This window comes from Neisseria lisongii (assembly GCF_028463985.1).
Classification (GTDB): Bacteria; Pseudomonadota; Gammaproteobacteria; order Burkholderiales; family Neisseriaceae; genus Neisseria; species Neisseria lisongii.
On the sequence record NZ_CP116766.1, the window covers coordinates 259,133 to 278,390 of the forward strand.

The 19,258-nt window shown below is 52.8% G+C and carries 15 protein-coding genes and 1 tRNA gene; 9 read left to right on the forward strand and 7 right to left on the reverse strand.

Annotated elements, in window-relative coordinates; genetic code table 11:
* Positions 1–59 precede the first annotated feature (59 nt).
* The 6 genes from nosZ to PJU73_RS01230 all read left to right on the forward strand — a co-directional run bounded on the left by nosZ (position 60) and on the right by PJU73_RS01230 (position 7,435).
* Positions 60–2,018 carry a TAT-dependent nitrous-oxide reductase gene (gene nosZ / locus PJU73_RS01205; RefSeq protein WP_237091637.1) on the forward strand — a complete coding sequence of 653 codons (1,959 nt, stop codon included), beginning with the start codon at positions 60–62 and terminating at the stop codon, positions 2,016–2,018.
* Between the two features lie 490 nt (positions 2,019–2,508).
* Complete coding sequence (locus PJU73_RS01210) at positions 2,509–3,858, forward strand: nitrous oxide reductase family maturation protein NosD (protein WP_237091638.1); 1,350 nt, start codon at positions 2,509–2,511, stop codon at positions 3,856–3,858.
* Between the two features lie 114 nt (positions 3,859–3,972).
* A complete protein-coding gene (locus tag PJU73_RS01215; RefSeq protein ID WP_237091639.1) occupies positions 3,973–4,860 on the forward strand; it encodes an ABC transporter ATP-binding protein in 888 nt (295 codons plus the stop codon).
* Positions 4,857–5,690 (forward strand): ABC transporter permease, encoded by an 834-nt coding sequence (locus PJU73_RS01220; RefSeq protein WP_237091641.1) that lies wholly within the window; start codon positions 4,857–4,859, stop codon positions 5,688–5,690. The genes PJU73_RS01215 and PJU73_RS01220 overlap by 4 nt, the downstream gene beginning before the upstream one ends.
* Positions 5,690–6,187: a nitrous oxide reductase accessory protein NosL gene (locus PJU73_RS01225; RefSeq protein ID WP_371871511.1), complete on the forward strand. Its 498-nt coding sequence runs from the start codon at positions 5,690–5,692 to the stop codon at positions 6,185–6,187. The genes PJU73_RS01220 and PJU73_RS01225 overlap by 1 nt, the downstream gene beginning before the upstream one ends.
* Before the next feature lie 243 nt (positions 6,188–6,430).
* Complete coding sequence (locus PJU73_RS01230) at positions 6,431–7,435, forward strand: FAD:protein FMN transferase (protein WP_237091643.1); 1,005 nt, start codon at positions 6,431–6,433, stop codon at positions 7,433–7,435.
* Positions 7,436–7,828: 393 nt separating this feature from the next.
* On the opposite strand, the gene PJU73_RS01235 is transcribed toward PJU73_RS01230, so the two are convergent.
* The 5 genes from PJU73_RS01235 to folP form a co-directional block, all read right to left on the reverse strand.
* Positions 7,829–9,166: a sodium-dependent transporter gene (locus tag PJU73_RS01235; RefSeq protein ID WP_237091644.1), complete on the reverse strand. Its 1,338-nt coding sequence runs from the start codon at positions 9,164–9,166 to the stop codon at positions 7,829–7,831.
* 487 nt (positions 9,167–9,653) lie between these two features.
* Positions 9,654–10,643: an asparaginase gene (locus PJU73_RS01240; protein ID WP_237091645.1), complete on the reverse strand. Its 990-nt coding sequence runs from the start codon at positions 10,641–10,643 to the stop codon at positions 9,654–9,656.
* Positions 10,644–11,005: 362 nt separating this feature from the next.
* Positions 11,006–11,683 (reverse strand): DedA family protein, encoded by a 678-nt coding sequence (locus PJU73_RS01245; protein ID WP_237091646.1) that lies wholly within the window; start codon positions 11,681–11,683, stop codon positions 11,006–11,008.
* Positions 11,684–11,765: 82 nt separating this feature from the next.
* Positions 11,766–13,103, reverse strand: coding sequence for a phosphoglucosamine mutase (gene glmM / locus PJU73_RS01250; protein ID WP_237091647.1), 1,338 nt, complete (start codon positions 13,101–13,103; stop codon positions 11,766–11,768).
* Positions 13,104–13,401: 298 nt separating this feature from the next.
* Positions 13,402–14,256, reverse strand: coding sequence for a dihydropteroate synthase (folP, locus tag PJU73_RS01255; RefSeq protein WP_237091648.1), 855 nt, complete (start codon positions 14,254–14,256; stop codon positions 13,402–13,404).
* A gap of 127 nt (positions 14,257–14,383) precedes the next feature.
* Between folP and PJU73_RS01260 the strand changes: the two genes are divergently transcribed.
* Positions 14,384–15,571 (forward strand): amino acid aminotransferase, encoded by a 1,188-nt coding sequence (locus PJU73_RS01260; RefSeq protein ID WP_237091649.1) that lies wholly within the window; start codon positions 14,384–14,386, stop codon positions 15,569–15,571.
* Between the two features lie 47 nt (positions 15,572–15,618).
* Here PJU73_RS01260 and PJU73_RS01265 read toward each other — a convergent pair.
* Positions 15,619–15,694 (reverse strand) — tRNA-Arg (locus PJU73_RS01265).
* A 280-nt stretch (positions 15,695–15,974) separates the two neighbouring features.
* Between PJU73_RS01265 and PJU73_RS01270 the strand changes: the two genes are divergently transcribed.
* Positions 15,975–16,826 carry a c-type cytochrome gene (locus PJU73_RS01270; RefSeq protein ID WP_237091651.1) on the forward strand — a complete coding sequence of 284 codons (852 nt, stop codon included), beginning with the start codon at positions 15,975–15,977 and terminating at the stop codon, positions 16,824–16,826.
* Positions 16,827–16,942: 116 nt separating this feature from the next.
* Here PJU73_RS01270 and PJU73_RS01275 read toward each other — a convergent pair whose 3' ends face one another.
* The gene (locus tag PJU73_RS01275; RefSeq protein ID WP_237091657.1) at positions 16,943–17,353 is read right to left on the reverse strand and encodes a YqaA family protein; all 411 of its coding nucleotides are present in this window, start codon (positions 17,351–17,353) and stop codon (positions 16,943–16,945) included.
* 160 nt (positions 17,354–17,513) lie between these two features.
* On the opposite strand from PJU73_RS01275, the gene PJU73_RS01280 reads away from it, so the two are divergent.
* Entirely contained in the window at positions 17,514–18,740 is a 1,227-nt protein-coding gene (locus tag PJU73_RS01280; RefSeq protein ID WP_237091653.1) for a sugar MFS transporter, read from the forward strand.
* The last annotated feature ends 518 nt before the right edge of the window (positions 18,741–19,258 follow it).

Consider the following 19,258-nt stretch of genomic DNA (forward strand, 5'->3'; position numbering starts at 1 on the left):
TTCCCGGGGAGGCCGTCTGAAAAAAGGCCCAAACCCCATTTCATCTAAGGAGAGTTGTTATGTCAGATATTAAATCAGAACAACACGGTTTAAGCCGCCGTTCGTTTTTAGGTACGGCCGCCGCTTCGGGTGCCGGTATTGCAGGCGCAGGTATTTTGGGCTTGGCCGGCTGTTCGCCGAAAGAAGAAGGTCAGGCCGCAGCTTCTGCAGCCAAAGCCGACAGCCCTGCTTCTGCGGCAGCGCATGATGCTTCAGTGGTTGGTCCGGGAGAATTGGATCAATACTACGGCTTCCTGTCGGGCGGTCAGTCAGGCGAAGTCCGTCTGATCGGTTTGCCGTCTATGCGCGAGCTGATGCGTATTCCGGTATTCAATATGGACAGCGCCACCGGTTGGGGCCGCACCAATGAAAGCCTGAAAATCATCAACGCCCACAATACGGCTGAAACCAATGCGTTTCTGAAGGCTTCCGGTCTGCGCTGTATGCCTAACGGCGACCTACACCACCCGCACCTGTCGTTTACCGACGGCACTTACGACGGCCGCTACGCTTATGCCAACGATAAAGCAAACAACCGTGTTTGCCGTATCAACCTGAGCATTATGAAAACCGACCGCATTATCGAAATTCCGAATGCGTCCGGTATCCACGGTCTGCGTTTGCAGCGTTACCCGAAAACCGGCTATGTATTTGCCAACGGCGAACACATCAAACCGGTAAGCGGTGTCGGCTCACTGGCAGACGAGAAAACATGGAATGCGGTTTATACTGCGATTGACGGCGAAACCATGGAAATCGCATGGCAGGTATTGGTGGACGGTAACTTGGACAACGGCGATGCCGACTACCAAGGTAAATACTCGTTTGCTACCTGCTACAACTCAGAACGTGCGCTGACCGTACAAGGCATGACCGCCAACGAGCAAGACTGGTGCGTGGTGTTTGACTTGGCAGCGATTGAAGCCGGTATCAAAGCAGGCGACTTTAAAGAAGTGAACGGCGTGAAAATGTTGGACGGCCGTGCCGAAGCCAACTCCAAATACACCCGCTACATTCCTGTACCAAACTCGCCACACGGCTGTAACGCTTCTCCAGACGGCAAATACATCATGCTCAACGGTAAACTGTCTCCAACCGTTACCGTGGTTGATGTCAGCAAACTGGACGACCTGTTCGCCGGTAAAATCAAAGAACGCGATGTTGTAGTAGCCGAGCCGCAACTGGGTCTGGGTCCGTTACACACCGCATTTGACGGCCGAGGCAATGCCTACACCACGCTGTTTATCGACAGCCAAATGGTGAAATGGAACATCGAAGATGCCATCAAAGCCTACAAAGGCGAAAAAGTTGATCCGATCCGCCAAAAACTGGACGTTCATTACCAACCGGGCCACAACCACAGTACCATGGGTGAAACCAAAGAAGCCGACGGTAAATATCTGGTATCGCTGAATAAATTCTCTAAAGACCGCTTCCTGAATGCCGGTCCGCTGAAACCTGAATGCGACCAACTGATCGATATTTCCGGTGACGAAATGGTCTTGGTACACGACAATCCGACTTTTGCCGAACCGCACGACTTGTGCTTGGTTGCCGCTTCTAAAGTGAACCCAAGTAAAACTTGGGACCGCCAACGTGATGCTTGGTGGTGGCAAGATGCTGAAGAACAGGCGAAAAAAGACGGTGTGGATTTGACCAAAGCCGCCAAAGTGGTACGGGAAGGCAACAAAGTGCGTGTGTACATGACCGCCGTTGCACCTGCATTCAGCGTACCTCAGTTTGAAGTGAACCAAGGCGACGAAGTAACCGTTTACGTAACCAACGTGGAAACCATCGAAGACTTGACTCACGGCTTCACGCTGGAAGGGCACGGCATTGCAATGGAAATCGGCCCGCAACAAACTTCTTCGGTAACCTTCATTGCCGCACGTCCGGGCGTACATTGGTACTATTGCCAATGGTTCTGTCATGCGCTGCACATGGAAATGGCCGGACAAATGATTGTCAAACCTAAATAACAAACGATTGATATTGACGGTTTGAACTCAGGCCGTCTGAAAACGGCAGTGCGGTTTCGGTTTTGCCGAGCGCCGCAAGGCTTCATTTTCAGACGGCCTTTTTCCCAAGCAGCCGGAGCAAAAATATGTGTTGGAACAGATATTTTTGCTGCGATTGTTTTGTAATAATTGATATAGCGGATTTAATTAATTTTCGATACAAGGCAGCAAGCCGCAGACAGTACAAGTAGTACGGCAAGGCGCAGCAACGCCGTAGCGAAAGTTAAGTTAATCCGCTATAGATTAAATAATACAGCGAATACTGATAAAATACGCCAACTTAAATAAAGGGCGTATTATTTGGCTGATTCAGAAACCTGTTCCCCGTTCCGCAGGCGGGAAAGGGTTTGGGGAAGAGCGGTATGCCGCCTTATCGTGTTTGATATTATTGACAAACCCCCCGTATCAACAGCAATATTTGCCAACCGCCGTATCCACACACCGAGAAACCATGTCCGTATTCCATTCTGTCCAATCCTGCTGCACAGCTTTGCTGCTGGCAGCGTATGCCTGTTTTCAGACGGCCTCTGCAGCCGTAATCGATGTTTCGCCCAAAGACGATTTGGCCGAAATCGTCAAAAGTGCGGCTGCGGGCGATGTATTGCGCTTGGCATCGGGAAAATATGCCGCCAAACTTTATCTTGATAAAACATTGACTTTGGAAGGGCCGGCCGACGGTTCGGCGGTGATTGAAGGCGACGGCAGCGGCCGCACGATTGATGTCCGTGCGCCGAATGTGGTGTTACGGCAGCTGACGATTACCCGTTCGGGCATGAATCTGGCGGCGATGGATGCCGGTGTGTATTTGGAAGAAACGGCAGTCGGCGCAGTCGTAGAAAACAACCGCATTTTAGAAAACTCAGTCGGCGTGTTTATCCACGGCGCTAAAGATGCTTTGGTGCGCAACAACCGCATTGTCGGCGACAGCCGCCTGCGGGTCAATGAACGGGGCAATGGTGTAACCGTGTGGAATGCGCCGGGTGCAAAAGTTATCGGCAACGATATTTCCAAAGGGCGGGACGGCATTTTTTCCAATACTAGCACTTTTAATATCTATCGGGGCAACCGCTTCAGCGACTTGCGTTTTGCCGTGCATTATATGTACACCAACGACAGCGAAGTGTCGGACAATATTTCTATCGGCAACAATATCGGCTATGCGCTGATGTTTTCCGAACGCCTCAAAGTATCCGGCAACATCGCCGTAAACAGCCGCGATCAGGGCATTATGCTCAATTACGTCAATCAGTCGGAAATTGCCGACAACATCATCTATAAAGCCGACAAATGCGTGTTTTTCTACAATGCCAACTATAATCAGATTCACGGCAATTATTTCGAACGCTGCGCCATCGGCATTCACTTTACCGCCGCCATCGAAGGCACGGTGTTGCAGGACAATTCCTTTGTAAACAACGAAAGTCAGGTCAAATACGTCAGCACCCGTTTTCTCGACTGGGCCGAAGGCGGGCGGGGCAATTATTGGAGCGACAACAGCGCCTTTGATTTGGACGGCGACGGTTTCGGCGACAATGCCTACCGTCCCAACGGCATTACCGACCAGATTATCTGGCGTGCGCCGGTGGCAAGGCTGCTGATGAACAGCCCAGCAATGAGCGTGGTCAAATGGGCGCAGGCGCAGTTTCCCGCCATTTTGCCCGGCGGCGTGATTGACAGCAAACCGCTGATGGAACCGTATCAAAACCCGACCATGCCCAAATATTTGAGCATCAAGACAGAGCTGGAACAGTCGGCGGCGCAGCCTTCGGCGTGGGCAGGCGAAACTTCGGCACAGCATTAACCGTATTGTGCCTCCCAAAGTACGACAGCGCCGACCCGCCTTGTATTACTTCGGGATATTCCACTGTATTTTCAGACGGCATGCCGTCTGAAAACGGCAATCAAGGAACAAGCAATGAATCATCATGTATCACTGCAACACGTTACCAAACGCTTCGGCAGCCATTGCGCCGTCAAAGATTTGGATTTGGTGTTGAAAGCAGGCGAAAGCGTCGGGCTGGCAGGGCATAACGGTGCCGGCAAGTCCACGCTGATCAAGCTGATTTTGGGGCTGATTACCCCCGAAGAAGGCGAAGTGCGGCTGTTGGGCGAAACCGCCGGCAGCAAAGCCGGTGCCGCCGTCCGCAGCCGCATCGGCTACCTCCCCGAAACCGTTGCCCTACATCCGTCGCTGACCGGTTTGGAAACCATGGCGTTTTACGCCAAACTGAAAAAACAGTCGCCCGCCCGCAATCAGGAACTGCTCGAACGTGTCGGCATTCTGCAGGCGGCAGGTCGGCGGGTCGGCACCTATTCCAAAGGTATGCGCCAGCGGCTGGCGTTGGCACAGGCGCTGTTGGGCGAACCGCAGGTTTTGCTGTTTGACGAACCGACCACCGGCCTCGACCCCGCCTCGCGGCAGATGTTTTACGAAGTGGTGCGCGAACTCAACGGCAGGGGTGCAACCGTATTGCTGAGTACCCACGCTTTGGCGGAACTCGACGGCCACGCAGATAGAATTGTGGTGATGCGCAACGGCGTAAAAGTGGCAGACGGCAGCATGGACGAGCTGCACGTCCAAAGCGGCTTGCCGCTGACCGTCAGCGTGCGTCTCAAACACGAACGCCCGCTTTCGCCACGCTGGCAGTTTTCAGACGGCCTCTATCAGGCGCAATGCCCGGCGCAGGAACGCATGGCGCTGCTGGCGGAATTGGGCGATATTTCCGATTTGGCGTATCTCGATATCCGCACGCCGACGCTGGACGATATGTATGCACAATTCTTAAAAAGGGAAGATGTATGAATCCGATTGCGATTATCACCGGCAAAGAAGTACGCGACAGTCTGCGCAACCGCTGGGTATTGGCAGCGGCGCTGCTGCTGGCGGCGCTGGCGCTTTCGCTCGGCTTTTTGGGCAGCGCCCCGACCGGTTCGGTCAAAGTCGATCCGCTCACCGTAACCGTCGTCAGCCTGTCCAGCCTGTCGATTTTCCTGATTCCGCTGATTGCCATGCTGCTTGCCTACGATGCCCTGATTGGCGAAATCGAGCGGGGAACAATGGCGCTGCTGCTCAGTTACCCGATTTCCCGCCATCAGATTTTGGCAGGTAAATTTCTCGGCCATCTGATTATCTTAACTTTGGCCACCACACTGGGCTACGGCTTGGCAGGCATTACCCTGCAACTGGCGCACGGCGGCGGCATCGATGTAGCGGCGTGGAAACCTTTTGCGCTGCTGATTACCGCCAGCGTGGTATTGGGTGCAGCCTTTTTGGCCATGGGCTATTTAATCAGTGCCAAAGTCAAAGAACGGGGAACGGCGGCCGGCATTGCCATCGGCGTATGGTTGTTTTTCGTGGTGATTTTCGATATGGCGCTGATGGGCATTTTGGTCGCCGACAGCCAACAAATCCTCACCGCCCCGATTGTCGAAACCGTTTTACTGTTTAACCCGACCGACATCTACCGCCTGCTGAACTTGACGGGCTACGAAAATACCGCTATGTATGCAGGTATGGCAGGCCTGAGCGAACAAATCAGCCTGAGCGTGCCGGTTTTATTGGCCGCACAATTTTTGTGGGTCATCATTCCGCTGCTGTTGGCGGCTTGGATTTTTGGAAAGCGACAAATATGATCAAACACACCATCTGCGCCTGCGGCATCGCAGCCGCACTTGCCGCCTGCGGCAGCAAAACCGAAACCGCCCCGCCGCCTGCGCCGCAAAGCATCAGCAGCGAATCCATCGGGCATTACTGCACCATGAATCTGGCCGAACACATCGGCCCCAAAGCGCAAATTTTCCTCAACGGCAAACCCGACAAACCGGTGTGGTTTTCCACCATCAAACAAATGTTCGGTTACACCAAATTGCCTGAAGAACCGAAAGGCATCGCCGTGATTTACGTTACCGATATGGGTCAGGTCGGCGACTGGAACAAACCCAACGCCGACGGTGCATGGATTGATGCCAAAAAAGCCTATTATGTGATTGAAAGCGGCTTTATCGGCGGCATGGGCGCAGAAGATGCCCTACCGTTTGCCGACAAAGCCAAAGCCGAACAGTTTGCCCAAGAAAAAGGCGGACGGGTAGTCGGTTTTGACGATATGCCCGAAGCCTATATCTTCCAATAAACAAAACGAGGCCGTCTGAAAAACGGGTTTTCAGACGGCCTCGTTTTGCTATTGTGTAAAAACAGCAACCATAATTGCCCCTCTTCAATCTGTTCCTGCTCTCTGTAGGAGCGGGCGGCAGTCGGCAACGTTTAAAGCCACGCAGGGTATAGTTAAAACACCAAATTTTCTGTACAAATCGGCAAGCTGATGGCAGTACTTGCCCGCCATTTTCTAATCTCAAATTCCCATTAATATTCAAACATGAATGATTCCACCCGCCGCCGTTTCCTCACCCTGTGTGCCGCCGCCATGCTCTCCCCGCTTGCCGCCTGCAACAGGCCGTCTGAAAAATCAGGCGGTCGGGATAATCAGTTGGGCGAAACACTGTGGAAAGGCATTGCACTGGGTTCGGGGGCGGAACTCAGGCTTTACCACCCTGACCGCAAACAGGCAGAGCAGGCAGTCAATCGGGCGTTGGCGGAAACAGCAAGATTAGAAAAAATCTTCAGCCTGTATCGGGACGACAGCCTGATCAGCCGCCTGAATCGGGAAGGCCGTCTGAAAAACCCGCCGTCCGATTTATTGGCAGTATTGAGCCTGAGCAGCGAAATCCACCACCTGACCCAAGGCGCATTTGACCCGACCATTCAACCCTTGTGGAACTTATATGCCGAACATTTCCGCCGCTACCCCAATGCCGACGAACCGCCGTCCGCACAGCAAATGAAACAAACCCTTGCCTTGGTCGGTTTCAAACACATCACGTTTGACGAAGACGAAATCCGGTTCCACCGCAAAGGCATGGGTCTGTCGCTCAACGGTATCGCCCAAGGCTATATCACCGACCGCATTGTCGCCGTATTGCGCCAAAGCGGTATCCGGCAGGCATTGGTCGATATGGGCGAAATCCGAGTATTTGACGACATCGGAGAACGGACGTGGACAGTCGGAATCCGCAACCCCGAACAGGAAAACGCCGTCCTGCAAACCCTAACACTGAAAAACGCCGCCTTCGCCACTTCCGGCGGCTACGGCACGACCATGGACGAAGCCGGCAAATTTACCCATCTGTTTGACCCCCGCACCGGCATCAGCCGCCCGAAATACCGCAGCATCAGCGTGATGGCAGAAACCGCCGCCGTCGCCGATGCCTTTTCCACCGCCTTTTCCATCATGCCCGAAGCAGAAATCCAAGCCGCCGCACGAGCCAAACAGGCCAAAGTCTGGCTGCTTATGCCCGACAACCAAATGAAAGCCTTGGCATGAAATCGTTAAAACACCGAATTTTCTATCCAAATCAGTAAACTATAGTTAAAACACCAAATTTTCTGTACAAATCGGCAAGCTAAGTTGATCCACCTGCACTTTGTTCCCCGTCCCGCTGGCGGGAAGGGGCTAGGGGAAGGGTGGCGTGTTAGAGTGTCATATTTTTTCGGTTGATTTACTATAATAACAATCAAAACGATGATTGGTAGGCAACAAGTTGCACCGACCTGCATATTATTACCCGTCCCGCCGACGGGGCGGGTGGTTTGCTGAATGGTCATATTTTTTCAGTCATTCCACGATACAAAGAGCAAACAAAAGCCGTCTGAAAATCCGATTTTCAGACGGCCTGTGTTTATCCGGATGTTGCTAAAGTGAATTCACGATAACCCACTAAATCCAGCCCAAGGTGTTGGCAAATACCAAAATAATCGCAATCGGCGCAAGGTAGCGTAAAGCGTTGAGCCACAGGGAAATAACGGCACGGGGGACGGTGCTGCCCTCGCTGATGTTTGCCAAAACCTGCTGTTTGTTTTGCACCCAGCCGGTGAAAATGGCGATGCTTAATGCGCCAATCGGCATAATCAGGGCGGAGATGATGTAGTCCCACAAATCGAACACGGTTTTGCCGAAGATTTTCAGGTCGGCCAATGCGCCGAACGAGAGGGCAGAAGGAATGCCGACTGCAAAAATCGCCAGACCGATGCCCCAAGTGGCACGGCTGCGTTTGCTTTCGTCATGGCGGATTAAGGCGGCAATTACCGTTTCCAGCATGGAAAATGCCGAAGTCAGCGTGGCAAACAGCACCAAAACCATAAATACGGCGAATAAAACCGTACCGAACGGAATTTTCATAAACACCGCAGGCAACACGATAAAAATCAGCCCCGGTCCTTGCCCCGGCTCGAAACCGAAAGCAAACACCGCCGGAAAAATCACCAAACCCGCCAGCAGCGAAACCAGCAGATTCATCCACATAATGCTGTTGCCCGAACGGAACAAATCCTGATCTTTACGCAGATACGCCGCATAAGTAATCATGGTCGATACGCCGATGCTCAACGCAAAAAATGCCTGCCCCAATGCCGTGAGCATGGTTTGCGGTTCAAAAAACTGCCAATCCGGTTTCAGCAGAAATTCCACGCCCTGCATTGCGCCCGGCAACGTGAGTGAGCGCACCGCCAACATCAAAAACAACACAAACAGCGCCGGCATCAGATAACGGTTGGCCTTTTCGATGCCGTCTGAAACGCCGCCTTTGACCACCCAAATCGTCATCAGCATAAACAGAAACTGATAAAACAGCGAACCGGCAGGGCTGGCGATGGTTGCGCCAAACAACGCCCCAAAGTCCGCTCCGGCATGAATCTCGCCGCTAAACGCATGAACCGTATAATTAATTACCCAGCCGCCGACCACGCTGTAAAACGACAGCAGCACAAAACAGGCGGCAACGCCCATCCGGCCGACCCACGGCCATTGCGATTTGGGCGCAAGCGATTTGAAAGCGTCCACCGCATTCTGCCCGCTGGTGCGGCCGATATAAAATTCCGCCAGTTGCACCGGCAGCGCTACCAAAACCGTAAACAGCAGAAACAGCAGAAAAAACACCGCACCGCCGTTGGTACCGGCGGTATAGGGGAATTTCCAAATCGCCCCCAAACCGATTGCCGAACCTGCCGCAGACAGCACGAAACCGATTTTAGACGACCAAGAAGCAGCTTGGCTCATATTGAATCTCACTTATGTTAAAAAAATATTGTGAATTAACCTAATAATCCATACGGTTTTTAAACAAGGCGTAGGTTGGGTCGAGACCCAACATTAATTTAAAAAAAACCTTGAAACATAAGATTTTGTTGGGTTACGCTCGTGCCTCGCTAACCACAACCTACGCCTGCTTTTGTATGGAAAATTCAGTGTCTTAACTATATAACGGATTGTAACAAAGCCACCCCTTGCCGTGCAGCCCTTGCAGACGGCGATGCCGCATTACGCACAGATGGTGCAGAAAAGTAGTATAAAATGGCGTGATGATTTATTTTTTATTTTAAATTGGCATTAAGTGTTTGGTATATGAAAAATATTGATATTTTATTCTTAATTGAGAAGATGGGTTTGGGGCGAGGCCGTCTGAAAAGTGATTTTCAGACGGCTTGATTTTTGGGTTTGGGGCGGGGGGAATTTACTATAGTACATTACTGCTGTAATGCCGTTTTCAGACGGCCTCAACTAAGCCCAGTTGTTGCAAGATTTGGCAAATGGTGTGGTTGTCCCAATCGTTGGATACGGCGAGGGTGAGTAGGGCGGTGGCGGTTTCGAGGTTGCATTTGCCGCCGGTGATAACGCCGGCATGGCGCAGGGCGTTGCCTTGGGCGTACACGGCGGCGGCGCAGCCTTGGGGGACTTGGCTGATATTGAGTACCCGCCCGCCTTGTCGGATAAAGTTGCCGAGGGCTTCAATCATGGCGGGATCGGCGGGGGCATTGCCGTGGCCGTAGCTTTGCAGGATCAAGGCTTGGGTGGGGGTGTGGTTTAGGATGTGCGCCAAGTGGTTGGCGGAGAAACCGGGGATTAGAGGGTAGGCGAATATTTTTGCCTGCGGGTTAATTGTTAGGATATGGAAACCGCCGTTGGTTTGCGGGGTGGGGGCGGCGGCGGACAGGCGGCCTTCGGGGGACAGCTCGGCAAGTGCGCCGAAATGGGGGTTGTCGAAACCGGCGGCGGTTTGGGTGCTGACTTTGCTGCTGCCGACAGCGGGGTAGAGTTTGCCGTTGAAGGCGATGGTAACTTGCGGTAAGCCGAGTTGCAGAGCGGCGACGGCGGTGGCGAGGTTGAGCGGTGCGTCGCTGTTGTCGGCGGTGTAGGGCCATTGTGAGCCGGTGAGGACGATGGGTTTGTCGAGGTTGCAGCAGGCGAGGGCGAACAGGTTGGCGGTGTAGGCGAGGGTGTCGGTGCCGTGCAGGATTAAGAAGCCGTCGTAGCGGGCGATGTTGCGGCCGATGAGTCCGAGCCAGTTTTGTTGGTCGGCAAGGGTAACGGCGGATGAGTCAATCAGGGGATTGCAGACGTGCCAGTCGAATTCGAGGCCGTCTGAAAACGGCTGCAGGGCTTGGTGAACGAGGGCGGTGTCGGGGGTCAGGCCTTGGGGGCTGTGTTTCATGCCGATGGTGCCGCCGGTGTAGAGGACGAAAATTTTTTTGTTCATGGTGTGGGAGTGAGGGTTTGTAAAATGTCTGTCAAGGTATGGTGAATGAACTGGAAAAATATGGCACTCGGCGAGCTGCTCTTTCCCTAACGCCTTCCTGCTGATGGGGCGGATAACGGTGTGCAGGGTGGTGCGGCTTGTTGCCAAGTAATCACCGGTTTGTACAAAAATTCGGTGTTTTGATTATATAGTGAATTCACTTTAAAGTATTACAACGCAAGCTATCTTTTCCCGATTTTAGCTTCGCAGAAACCCGCTTTGCTCGTTTTCAGACGGCATTCACGTGGAATTAAAGAACACGTGCATGATTTGGTATGCTGCTCTACTATTGCGTTTGGTGTGGCGTGTGTGTGTCGCAGGGTTCAGTTTTGGCGGGCTTTGCGTTCGGCTCGGGCGGCTTTGCGTTTGGCGCGCATTTCTTGTAGTTTGGTTCGGTAAAATTGGATACGCCGCCGTTTGCGCCACCAAAACCAGAGTAATACGGCCACTGCCAAGCCGATAAAAATCATCAGGCCGGATTGGAAGCCGTGGACTTTCATCATCAGCCAGTCGATGTTGTTGGCACCGTATTCGCCCAGATAAATCCAAACGGGAACGGAAATCAGGGCGGCGAGGCCGTCCATCATGATGAAGCGCCAGTAGGAAACTTTGCGGCTGATGCCGGCGGTGATGTAGATGGGGGTGCGCAGGCCGGGGAGAAAGCGGGCGGCAAATAATACCCAGTTGCCGTATTTGTCGAATTTTTCCTGCACTTGGGCGTAGCGTTTCGGGGTCATGATGCGGGCGATGGGTTTGAATTGGAGGATTTTGTGTCCCCAAATCCGTCCGGCGGCAAACATGCAGCCGTCGCCGACCAATACGCCGAGCATACCGACGGCGACCATGATGTGGACGTTGGTGTAACCCAAGCCGGAAATCACGCCGCCGGTTACCAGCGTGATGTCTTCGGGAATCGGTACGCCGAAGCCGCAGGCAACCAATACGGCGAATACGGCGGCGTAACCGTATTGAATAAAAAAGGCTTCTAAAAAGGCAAACATTGGCGGCGGTGTCTCCAAAAAGAAGTGGGCGGCCGGGTTTTCAGACGGCCTGACGGTGGATGGTTCGGGCGGCGCTCAAACCTCAGCCTGCCTGTTGAATGGCGGCGGCAATGCGTTCGGCGGCATCTTTTGCCAAGTCGGACTGTTTGGCTTCGACCATCACCCGCACCACCGGCTCGGTGCCGGAAGCACGCAGCACGACTCTGCCTTTGCCTTCAAGCTCTTGCTCGACCGCAGCCAATACGTCTTTAGATGCTGCCTGCCAGTCTTGGCCTTTTTTAATGCGCACGTTAATCATGGTTTGCGGATAGGGCTGCCAGTCGGCGCACACGGTTGCCAAATCCTGCTGCAGAATCCGCAGCGCTGCCAATACCTGCAGGGCGGAAATAATGCCGTCGCCGGTATTGTGTTTGTCCATGCACAGAATATGGCCGCTGGCTTCGCCGCCGATCAGCCAGCCCCGTTGTTGGAGCTGTTCCAAAACATAGCGGTCGCCGACTTTGGCGCGGCAAAACTGAATGCCCTGTTTGTTGAGGGCGATTTCCATTGCCATATTGGTCATCACGGTGCCGACTACGCCGCCGATGTTGATGCCTTCGTGGGTACGGGCTTTGGCAATCACATAAATCAGGCTGTCGCCGTCATAGACTTTGCCGTTGCGGTCAACCATCATCAGGCGGTCGCCGTCGCCGTCCAGCGCAATGCCGTAATCCGCATCATGCTGCAACACGGCGGCCTGCAGGGTTTTCGGATGGGTTGCCCCGCATTTTTCATTGATATTGTAACCGTTCGGCTCGTTGCCGATGGCAATCACCGCCGCCCCCAGTTCGTGAAACACTTTCGGGGCAACCGAATAGCCTGCGCCGTTGGCGGTATCGACCACCAACGTCAGCCCGCGCAAATCGAGATTGGCGGGGAAGGTGGATTTGCAGAACTCGATATAACGGTCGTCCGCACCGCTGATACGGCGGGCCCGTCCCAAGCGTTCGGAAGGCTGGGTGAGCATTTCTTCATCGATTTTGGCTTCGATTTCCAGCTCGACTTCGTCATTCAGTTTCACGCCGCCTTCAGCGAAAAACTTGATGCCGTTATCGGAATAGGCGTTGTGGGAGGCGGACAGCATCACGCCTGCCGACAGGCGCAGCGCACGGGTCAGATAGGCAACGCCCGGTGTCGGCAAGGGGCCGGTCTGTACCACATTGACACCGGCGGCGGTAAAACCGGCAACCAGCGCCGCTTCGAGCATATAGCCGGAAATGCGGGTGTCTTTGCCGATTAACACGGTCGGTTTCTGGCCGTTGTCGTGCTGCACCAAAACTTTGCCGGCGGCATAGCCGAGTTTCAATACAAAATCAGGGGTAATCGGGAATTGTCCGACTTCACCGCGCACGCCGTCGGTGCCGAAATATTTTTTTGCCATGTGGCCGCTCCGTTGGAAAGTCGTTTTCAGACGGCTTGATGAGTGTGATGCCGTCTGAAAACCGAGGATTTCTGTATTTTGAGTTTTACAAAGCTGCATTATACAGGGCAATAGCTGCTGCCAAAAGGCAAATATCGTGAATTCATTTAAAAGTATGACAGCGTTGGCTCACCTTGCCGTATTGCTCATACTGTCTTCGGTTCGCCGCCTTGTCCTACTTTTAACTGAATCCACTGGCGAGCCTGCAGTTTTGTTTTATCGGGTAAAGTTTTTCAAAACTTCGCTGCGTCTGCGGATTTCAAACGGCGGAAACGCCCAACGCCTGCCAGACTTTGACGGCATCGGCGGTGGCTTTGACATCGTGTACCCGAATAATCTGCGCTCCCCGTGCAACGGCGGCCAAGGCGGCGGCAACGCTGCCCGATTGGCGTTTGGCGGCTTCGTTTTCGCCGGTCAATTCGCCGATCATGCGTTTGCGGGATACGCCGATTAAGAGCGGCAAACGGGTTTGCGCCATCAGTTCGGGCAAGTGCTGCATTAGAAGGATATTGTGTTGCAGGGTTTTGCCGAAGCCGAAACCGGGGTCGAGGGTCAGCCGTTCGGGGGCGATACCGGTGGCGGTGCAGACGGCGGCACGGTCGTTGAGATAGCGTGCCACTTCGCCGACTACGTCGCCGTATTGCGGATTGTGCTGCATATTTTCCGGCAAGCCCTGCATGTGCATCAGACAAATGCCGGTATCCGCCTGCGCTGCCAGCAGTTCGACTGCGCCCTCGTCGGTCAGGGCGGCAACGTCGTTGATGATGTCGGCACCGCCGGTCTGCAAAACCTGTTTCATCACGGCGGTGCGGCGGGTGTCGATACTGATGGGGACGTTCCAGCGGGCGACTTCTTCTAAAATCGGGCGGAGGCGCTGCCATTCTTCTTCGGGGGAAACGTAATCTGCGCCGGGGCGGGTGGACTCGCCGCCGATGTCGAGAATGTCGGCACCGTCTTTCAATAATTGTTCGGCGTGGGCGAGTGCGGCGGAAACGTTTCGGGAATAAGTGCCGCCGTCTGAAAACGAGTCGGGCGTGAGATTGACGATGCCCATAATGTGCGGACGGTTAAGCGTGAGGCGGAAGCGGCCCGCCTGCCAGATGTTGGTGTGCATAATCGGATTCCTTGCATGAGAGGCCGTCTGAAAATCGCTGTGTCCGTTTTCAGACGGCCTGTTTGATTGTCAAGTATAGCCGATTGTGCCACTATATTGGAATTGCCAACTGTAGCAAGGAAAGAAAATGTACCGCCATGTCGAATTTTATGCGGGCGACCCGATTTTGAGCTTGGTCGAGGTGTTTAATCGGGATACCTGCCCCGAAAAAGTCAATCTGAGCATCGGCATTTATTTTGACGAACACGGCAACATGCCGGTGTCGGACTGTATCCGCCAAGTGGAACACCACCACAGCGGCAAACCGCTGCCGTATCTGCCGATGGAAGGTTTGGCGGATTACCGCACGGCGGTGCAGAAACTGCTGTTCGGCACGCACTCGGCGTTGAGTGAGGGGCGGATTGCGACGATTCAGACTTTGGGCGGTTCGGGTGCGCTGAAAATCGGTGCGGACTTTTTACACCGCTGGTTTCCCCATGCCAAAGCCTATGTCAGTGATCCGACTTGGGACAATCACCGCGGCATTTTTGAAGGCGCAGGTTTTGAAGTCGGCACGTATCCTTATTACGACCCGCAGACCATAGGCGTGAAATTTCAGGAAATGCTGGCGTTTTTCCGCAACCTGCCGTCTGAAAGTGTGGTTTTGCTGCACCCTTGCTGCCACAATCCTACTGGCGTTGATTTAACCCAAACGCAGTGGGACGAATTATTGGCGGTGGTGGCCGAAAAAGGGCTGATTCCGTTTATGGACATTGCTTATCAGGGTTTCGGCGAAGATTTGGCGCAAGATGCCTATGCCATCCGCAAAGCAGTCGATATGGGCTTGCCGCTGCTGGTGAGCAACTCGTTTTCTAAAAACCTTTCGCTGTATGGCGAGCGGGTCGGCGGCTTGAGCGTGGTGTGTCCGAGCAGGGAAGAAGCCGAAACCGTGTTGGGTCAGCTCAAACTGGGCGTGCGCCGCATTTATTCCAGCCCGCCGTCAAACGGGGCATACATCGCCGCCGGCATTATGAACAGCGAGCGGCTGTTTGCCGCTTGGGAAGCGGAAGTGTACGCCATGCGCGACCGCATCCGAGCAATGCGCCGCCGTTTGCACCAAGCCCTGAGCGAAAAAATGCCGCACCGCAATTTTGACTATTTCATCAAGCAAAAAGGCATGTTCAGCTACACCGGACTGACTGCACAACAAGTCGCCCGTCTGCGTGACGAATTTGCCGTGTACCTGATTGATTCGGGGAGAATGTGCGTTGCCGGATTAAATTCGGGCAATATCGACTACGTTGCCGAAGCGTTTGCCAAAGTGTTGGCCGAATAAAAAACAGGCCGTCTGAAAACTGATTTTCAGACGGCCTGTTTCAAATTTGGCGCACCCAACAGGGATCGAACCTGTGACCTCCAGCTTCGGAAACTGACACTCTTCCAACTGAGCTATGGGTGCGGAAAAACGTAAGATTACCGCAATTTTCGCAAAATGGCAAAAATATCTGCATCCGTGTCTGAAAGCACACACCCGCCGCCGTTTGCAGAAAGCACGATATTTTCATAACTTACAAACAGTTAAACCGAATTCGCTCAAGCAGTACGCAAAAAAATCACACAAATTCCATCATATTGATTGGAAAGCACACATGAATTCAGTATAATCTAGCAAAATATTGTTAATTCCTATTAACTATTAATAAATAGCACAACCTAACCTAACGGCGAGGCCTACCAAAATGAAACAACTCAGCAACAGCAAAGCCCAAGGCTCGGCATTGTTTGTCCTTGTGAGCGGTATCGTAATCCTAATTGCATCGGTTTTCTTCTTCATCAAACTGGCGGGCAGCGGCTCGTTCAGCGATGTGGATCAAACCACCGAATCCGCCACCCAAACCCGTATCCAACCGAGCGGACAAGTCGTATTGGGCGACGGCATTCCGGTTGGCGAACGCCAAGGCGAAGCCATCTTCAACAAAATCTGTATCCAATGTCACGCAGCCGACAGCATCGTACCGAACGCTCCGAAAGTTACGCACAACAGCGACTGGGCGCCGCGTATCGCACAAGGCTTCGAAACCCTGTTCCAACACGCACTCAACGGCTTTAACGCCATGCCGGCCAAAGGCGGTGCAGCCGATTTGACCGACCAAGAACTCAAACGGGTAATTACCTATATGGCCAACCAATCCGGCGGTTCGTTCCCGAATCCTGACGATGCCGCTGCACCGGCCGATAATGCCGCCGCAGCCGCCGAAGGCGAACAGGCAGCGCCTGCACCTGCAGCCGAAGCTGCAGCACCGGCAGAAGCCGCACCTGCTCCGGCCGCCGCTGCTGTTGACGGTAAAGCCGTATTCGAAGCCAACTGCGCAGCTTGCCACGGTGCAAATTCCGCCGTTCCGGGTATCCCTCGTGTAACCCATAAAGACGAATGGGCTCCACGTATCAAACAAGGCAGAGACACCCTGCACAAACACGCTCTGGAAGGCTTCAACGCCATGCCGGCCAAAGGCGGCAACCCAAGCCTGAGCGATGATGAAGTAAAAGCAGCAGTAGATTACATGGCCAACCAATCCGGCGCTAAATTCTAATCTGCTTAACCATAAAAAACGCACCGTTCTCAAACGGTGCGTTTTTTTATTATTTGTACGGTGTGTCAGGCCGTCTGAAAATCTCAATCCCTGTTTTTCAGACGGCCTGATTGGTTTTAAACCAAATAAACCAAACTCCAAGCGATTACCCCGTAGCGCAGGGCTTTGCCGATCAGCAGAATTATCAAGCATTTAAACCAGTTCAAACGCAGCCAGCCGGCAGCGATGGGCAGGGCATCGCCGATGATGGGAACCCATGCCAGCAGCAGCGACCACACGCCCCAGCGTTCAAGATGGCGCAACACTTTTTCAGACGGCCTTTTTTTGTCGGGCAGTAGTCGGCCCAGCCAATAAGAAACCATGCTTCCCAAACCGTTAAACAGTGCAGCGCAAAACCATGCGCCGTAAAGCTGCTTAGGATATTGATAAAGAAAAGCAGCAAATGCGGCTTCAGATGTGCCGGGCAGAATGGTGGCAGAAGTGAAAGCGGAAAAGGCAAGGGCGGCGTAGGCGTAGGTCTGCATAATGGTGTGGGCGTTTATTTGCGATAGGGCAAATGATGGCATGATAACAGCTTAATAATGGTTTTCAACCTACTAAAATATCAGTATGATTCTGTCCGTTATCTTAACAGGGGTTTGTCCGTTTTCAACGGCATACCGTTTATACAGAAAGAGAAAGGCAATCATGTCTACGCAATCACAACAAAATCATACTCCGGCACTGGTCGTGCTGACTTCCTTATTCTTCATGATGGGTTTCATTACCTGCATGAACGATATTCTGATTCCGCATTTGAAAGCGATTTTCGACCTGACTTATGTACAGGCCATGCTGATTCAGTTCTGCTTCTTCACCGCTTACGCCGTGATGTCGATTCCGATGGGCAAAGTGGTTGAAAAACTGGGTTATAAAAACGGCGTTATCGGCGGCTTTTTGCTGACTGCAGTCGGCTGTATGCTGTTTTATCCTGCGGCGGGTAGCCATTCTTACCCGATTTTTCTGGGTGCGCTGTTTATTTTGGCATCCGGTGTAACCCTGCTGCAAGTAGCGGGCAATCCGTATGTAACCCTGCTGGCGAAACCGGGCAAAGAATCGGCAACGCTGACGCTGGTTCAGGCGTTTAACTCATTAGGTACGACCATTGCCCCGCAAATCGGCGCATTCCTGATTTTGGCCGATGCTGCGCAAACTGCTTCCAAAGCCGAACAGATTGCTTCGGTGCAAATCCCTTATTTAGGTTTGGCCGGTTTGCTGATTATTTTGGCCGTTGTCGTGAAAATGATCCGCTTGCCGGACGCACGCAAAATTGCCGAAGCAGAATCCGAAGCCAACCACGACGGCAAAACCAGCGTATGGCAATACCGCCATCTGGTGTTGGGTGCGGCAGGCATTTTCTGCTACGTCGGCGCAGAAGTGTCCATCGGTTCGCTGCTGGTAAACGTGATGGGTTTCTTAAAAGGTTTGGATCATGCTTCTGCGGCAAAATACCTGTCGATTTACTGGGGCGGTGCTATGGTCGGCCGTTTCTTGGGTTCGGCAGTTATGGCGAAATTTGCGCCAAACAAATATCTGGCATTCAATGCCACAGCAGCGGTTGTGTTGCTGCTGGTGGCGATTTTGGCAGGACAAGGTACACCTGATTTGGCAATGTGGGCGCTGCTGGCAATCGGTTTCTTCAACTCGATTATGTTCCCGACCATTTTCTCATTGGCAACCAAAGGCTTAGGTAAATTTACCGGTACGGCTTCCGGCGTGATTTGTACGGCGATTGTCGGCGGTGCGATTGTTCCTGTAATGCAGGGCTGGGTAGCCGACCATTACGGCCTGATGGTATCGTTTGTGGTATCCGCCGTGTGCTACCTGTATATCGTTTATTTTGCGGTGCAAGGCCATAAAGCAGACGAGGCTTAAAATAGAGTGAATAACCTCAAAGCACGACATCGCTGGCTTTGGGTTATTCCGCTCATTATTACGGCTGTCGAAGCCGTCTGAAAATCAAACCGGATAGTGTGCAGACATTATCCGGTTTTGTGTTTGAAGAATAAATAACCGTTTCCGCTGTATAGTGAATCCACTTAATAATCCATATACTTTTCAGACAACCCACGTCATTCCGACGAAAGTCGGAATCCATCTGTCAGATTCAGAAACTGTAAAGGAAAAACAGTTGCCTAAACCGCCGAAATGGATTCCGACTTTCGTCGGAATGACGGCTGGGTTGAATTTAGAGCGTGCTGGAAATTCAGTGAATTCACTATATTCCATTAAAAATAGAAATATTATTTTTTAAAAATTTAATATTTGGAATATTATTCCAAAATAATCTGAATAATCACAGTTTGGCGGCGGATATTCAGCGATGTCTGACTGATAACAGCCTTTTATGCCGTCTGAAAAAGCGATTTTCAGACGGCATACTTGAAAGAAAA

Excerpts from the sequence above, each read along its gene's own strand:
- nosZ (WP_237091637.1), top strand. The coding sequence starts at position 60 with ATGTCAGATATTAAATCAGAACAACACGGTTTAAGCCGCCGTTCGTTT.
- PJU73_RS01210 (WP_237091638.1), top strand. The coding sequence starts at position 2,509 with ATGTCCGTATTCCATTCTGTCCAATCCTGCTGCACAGCTTTGCTGCTG.
- PJU73_RS01215 (WP_237091639.1), top strand. The coding sequence starts at position 3,973 with ATGAATCATCATGTATCACTGCAACACGTTACCAAACGCTTCGGCAGC.
- PJU73_RS01220 (WP_237091641.1), top strand. The coding sequence starts at position 4,857 with ATGAATCCGATTGCGATTATCACCGGCAAAGAAGTACGCGACAGTCTG.
- PJU73_RS01230 (WP_237091643.1), top strand. The coding sequence starts at position 6,431 with ATGAATGATTCCACCCGCCGCCGTTTCCTCACCCTGTGTGCCGCCGCC.
- PJU73_RS01235 (WP_237091644.1), bottom strand. The coding sequence starts at position 9,166 with ATGAGCCAAGCTGCTTCTTGGTCGTCTAAAATCGGTTTCGTGCTGTCT.
- PJU73_RS01240 (WP_237091645.1), bottom strand. The coding sequence starts at position 10,643 with ATGAACAAAAAAATTTTCGTCCTCTACACCGGCGGCACCATCGGCATG.
- PJU73_RS01245 (WP_237091646.1), bottom strand. The coding sequence starts at position 11,683 with ATGTTTGCCTTTTTAGAAGCCTTTTTTATTCAATACGGTTACGCCGCC.
- glmM (WP_237091647.1), bottom strand. The coding sequence starts at position 13,103 with ATGGCAAAAAAATATTTCGGCACCGACGGCGTGCGCGGTGAAGTCGGA.
- folP (WP_237091648.1), bottom strand. The coding sequence starts at position 14,256 with ATGCACACCAACATCTGGCAGGCGGGCCGCTTCCGCCTCACGCTTAAC.
- PJU73_RS01260 (WP_237091649.1), top strand. The coding sequence starts at position 14,384 with ATGTACCGCCATGTCGAATTTTATGCGGGCGACCCGATTTTGAGCTTG.
- PJU73_RS01270 (WP_237091651.1), top strand. The coding sequence starts at position 15,975 with ATGAAACAACTCAGCAACAGCAAAGCCCAAGGCTCGGCATTGTTTGTC.
- PJU73_RS01280 (WP_237091653.1), top strand. The coding sequence starts at position 17,514 with ATGTCTACGCAATCACAACAAAATCATACTCCGGCACTGGTCGTGCTG.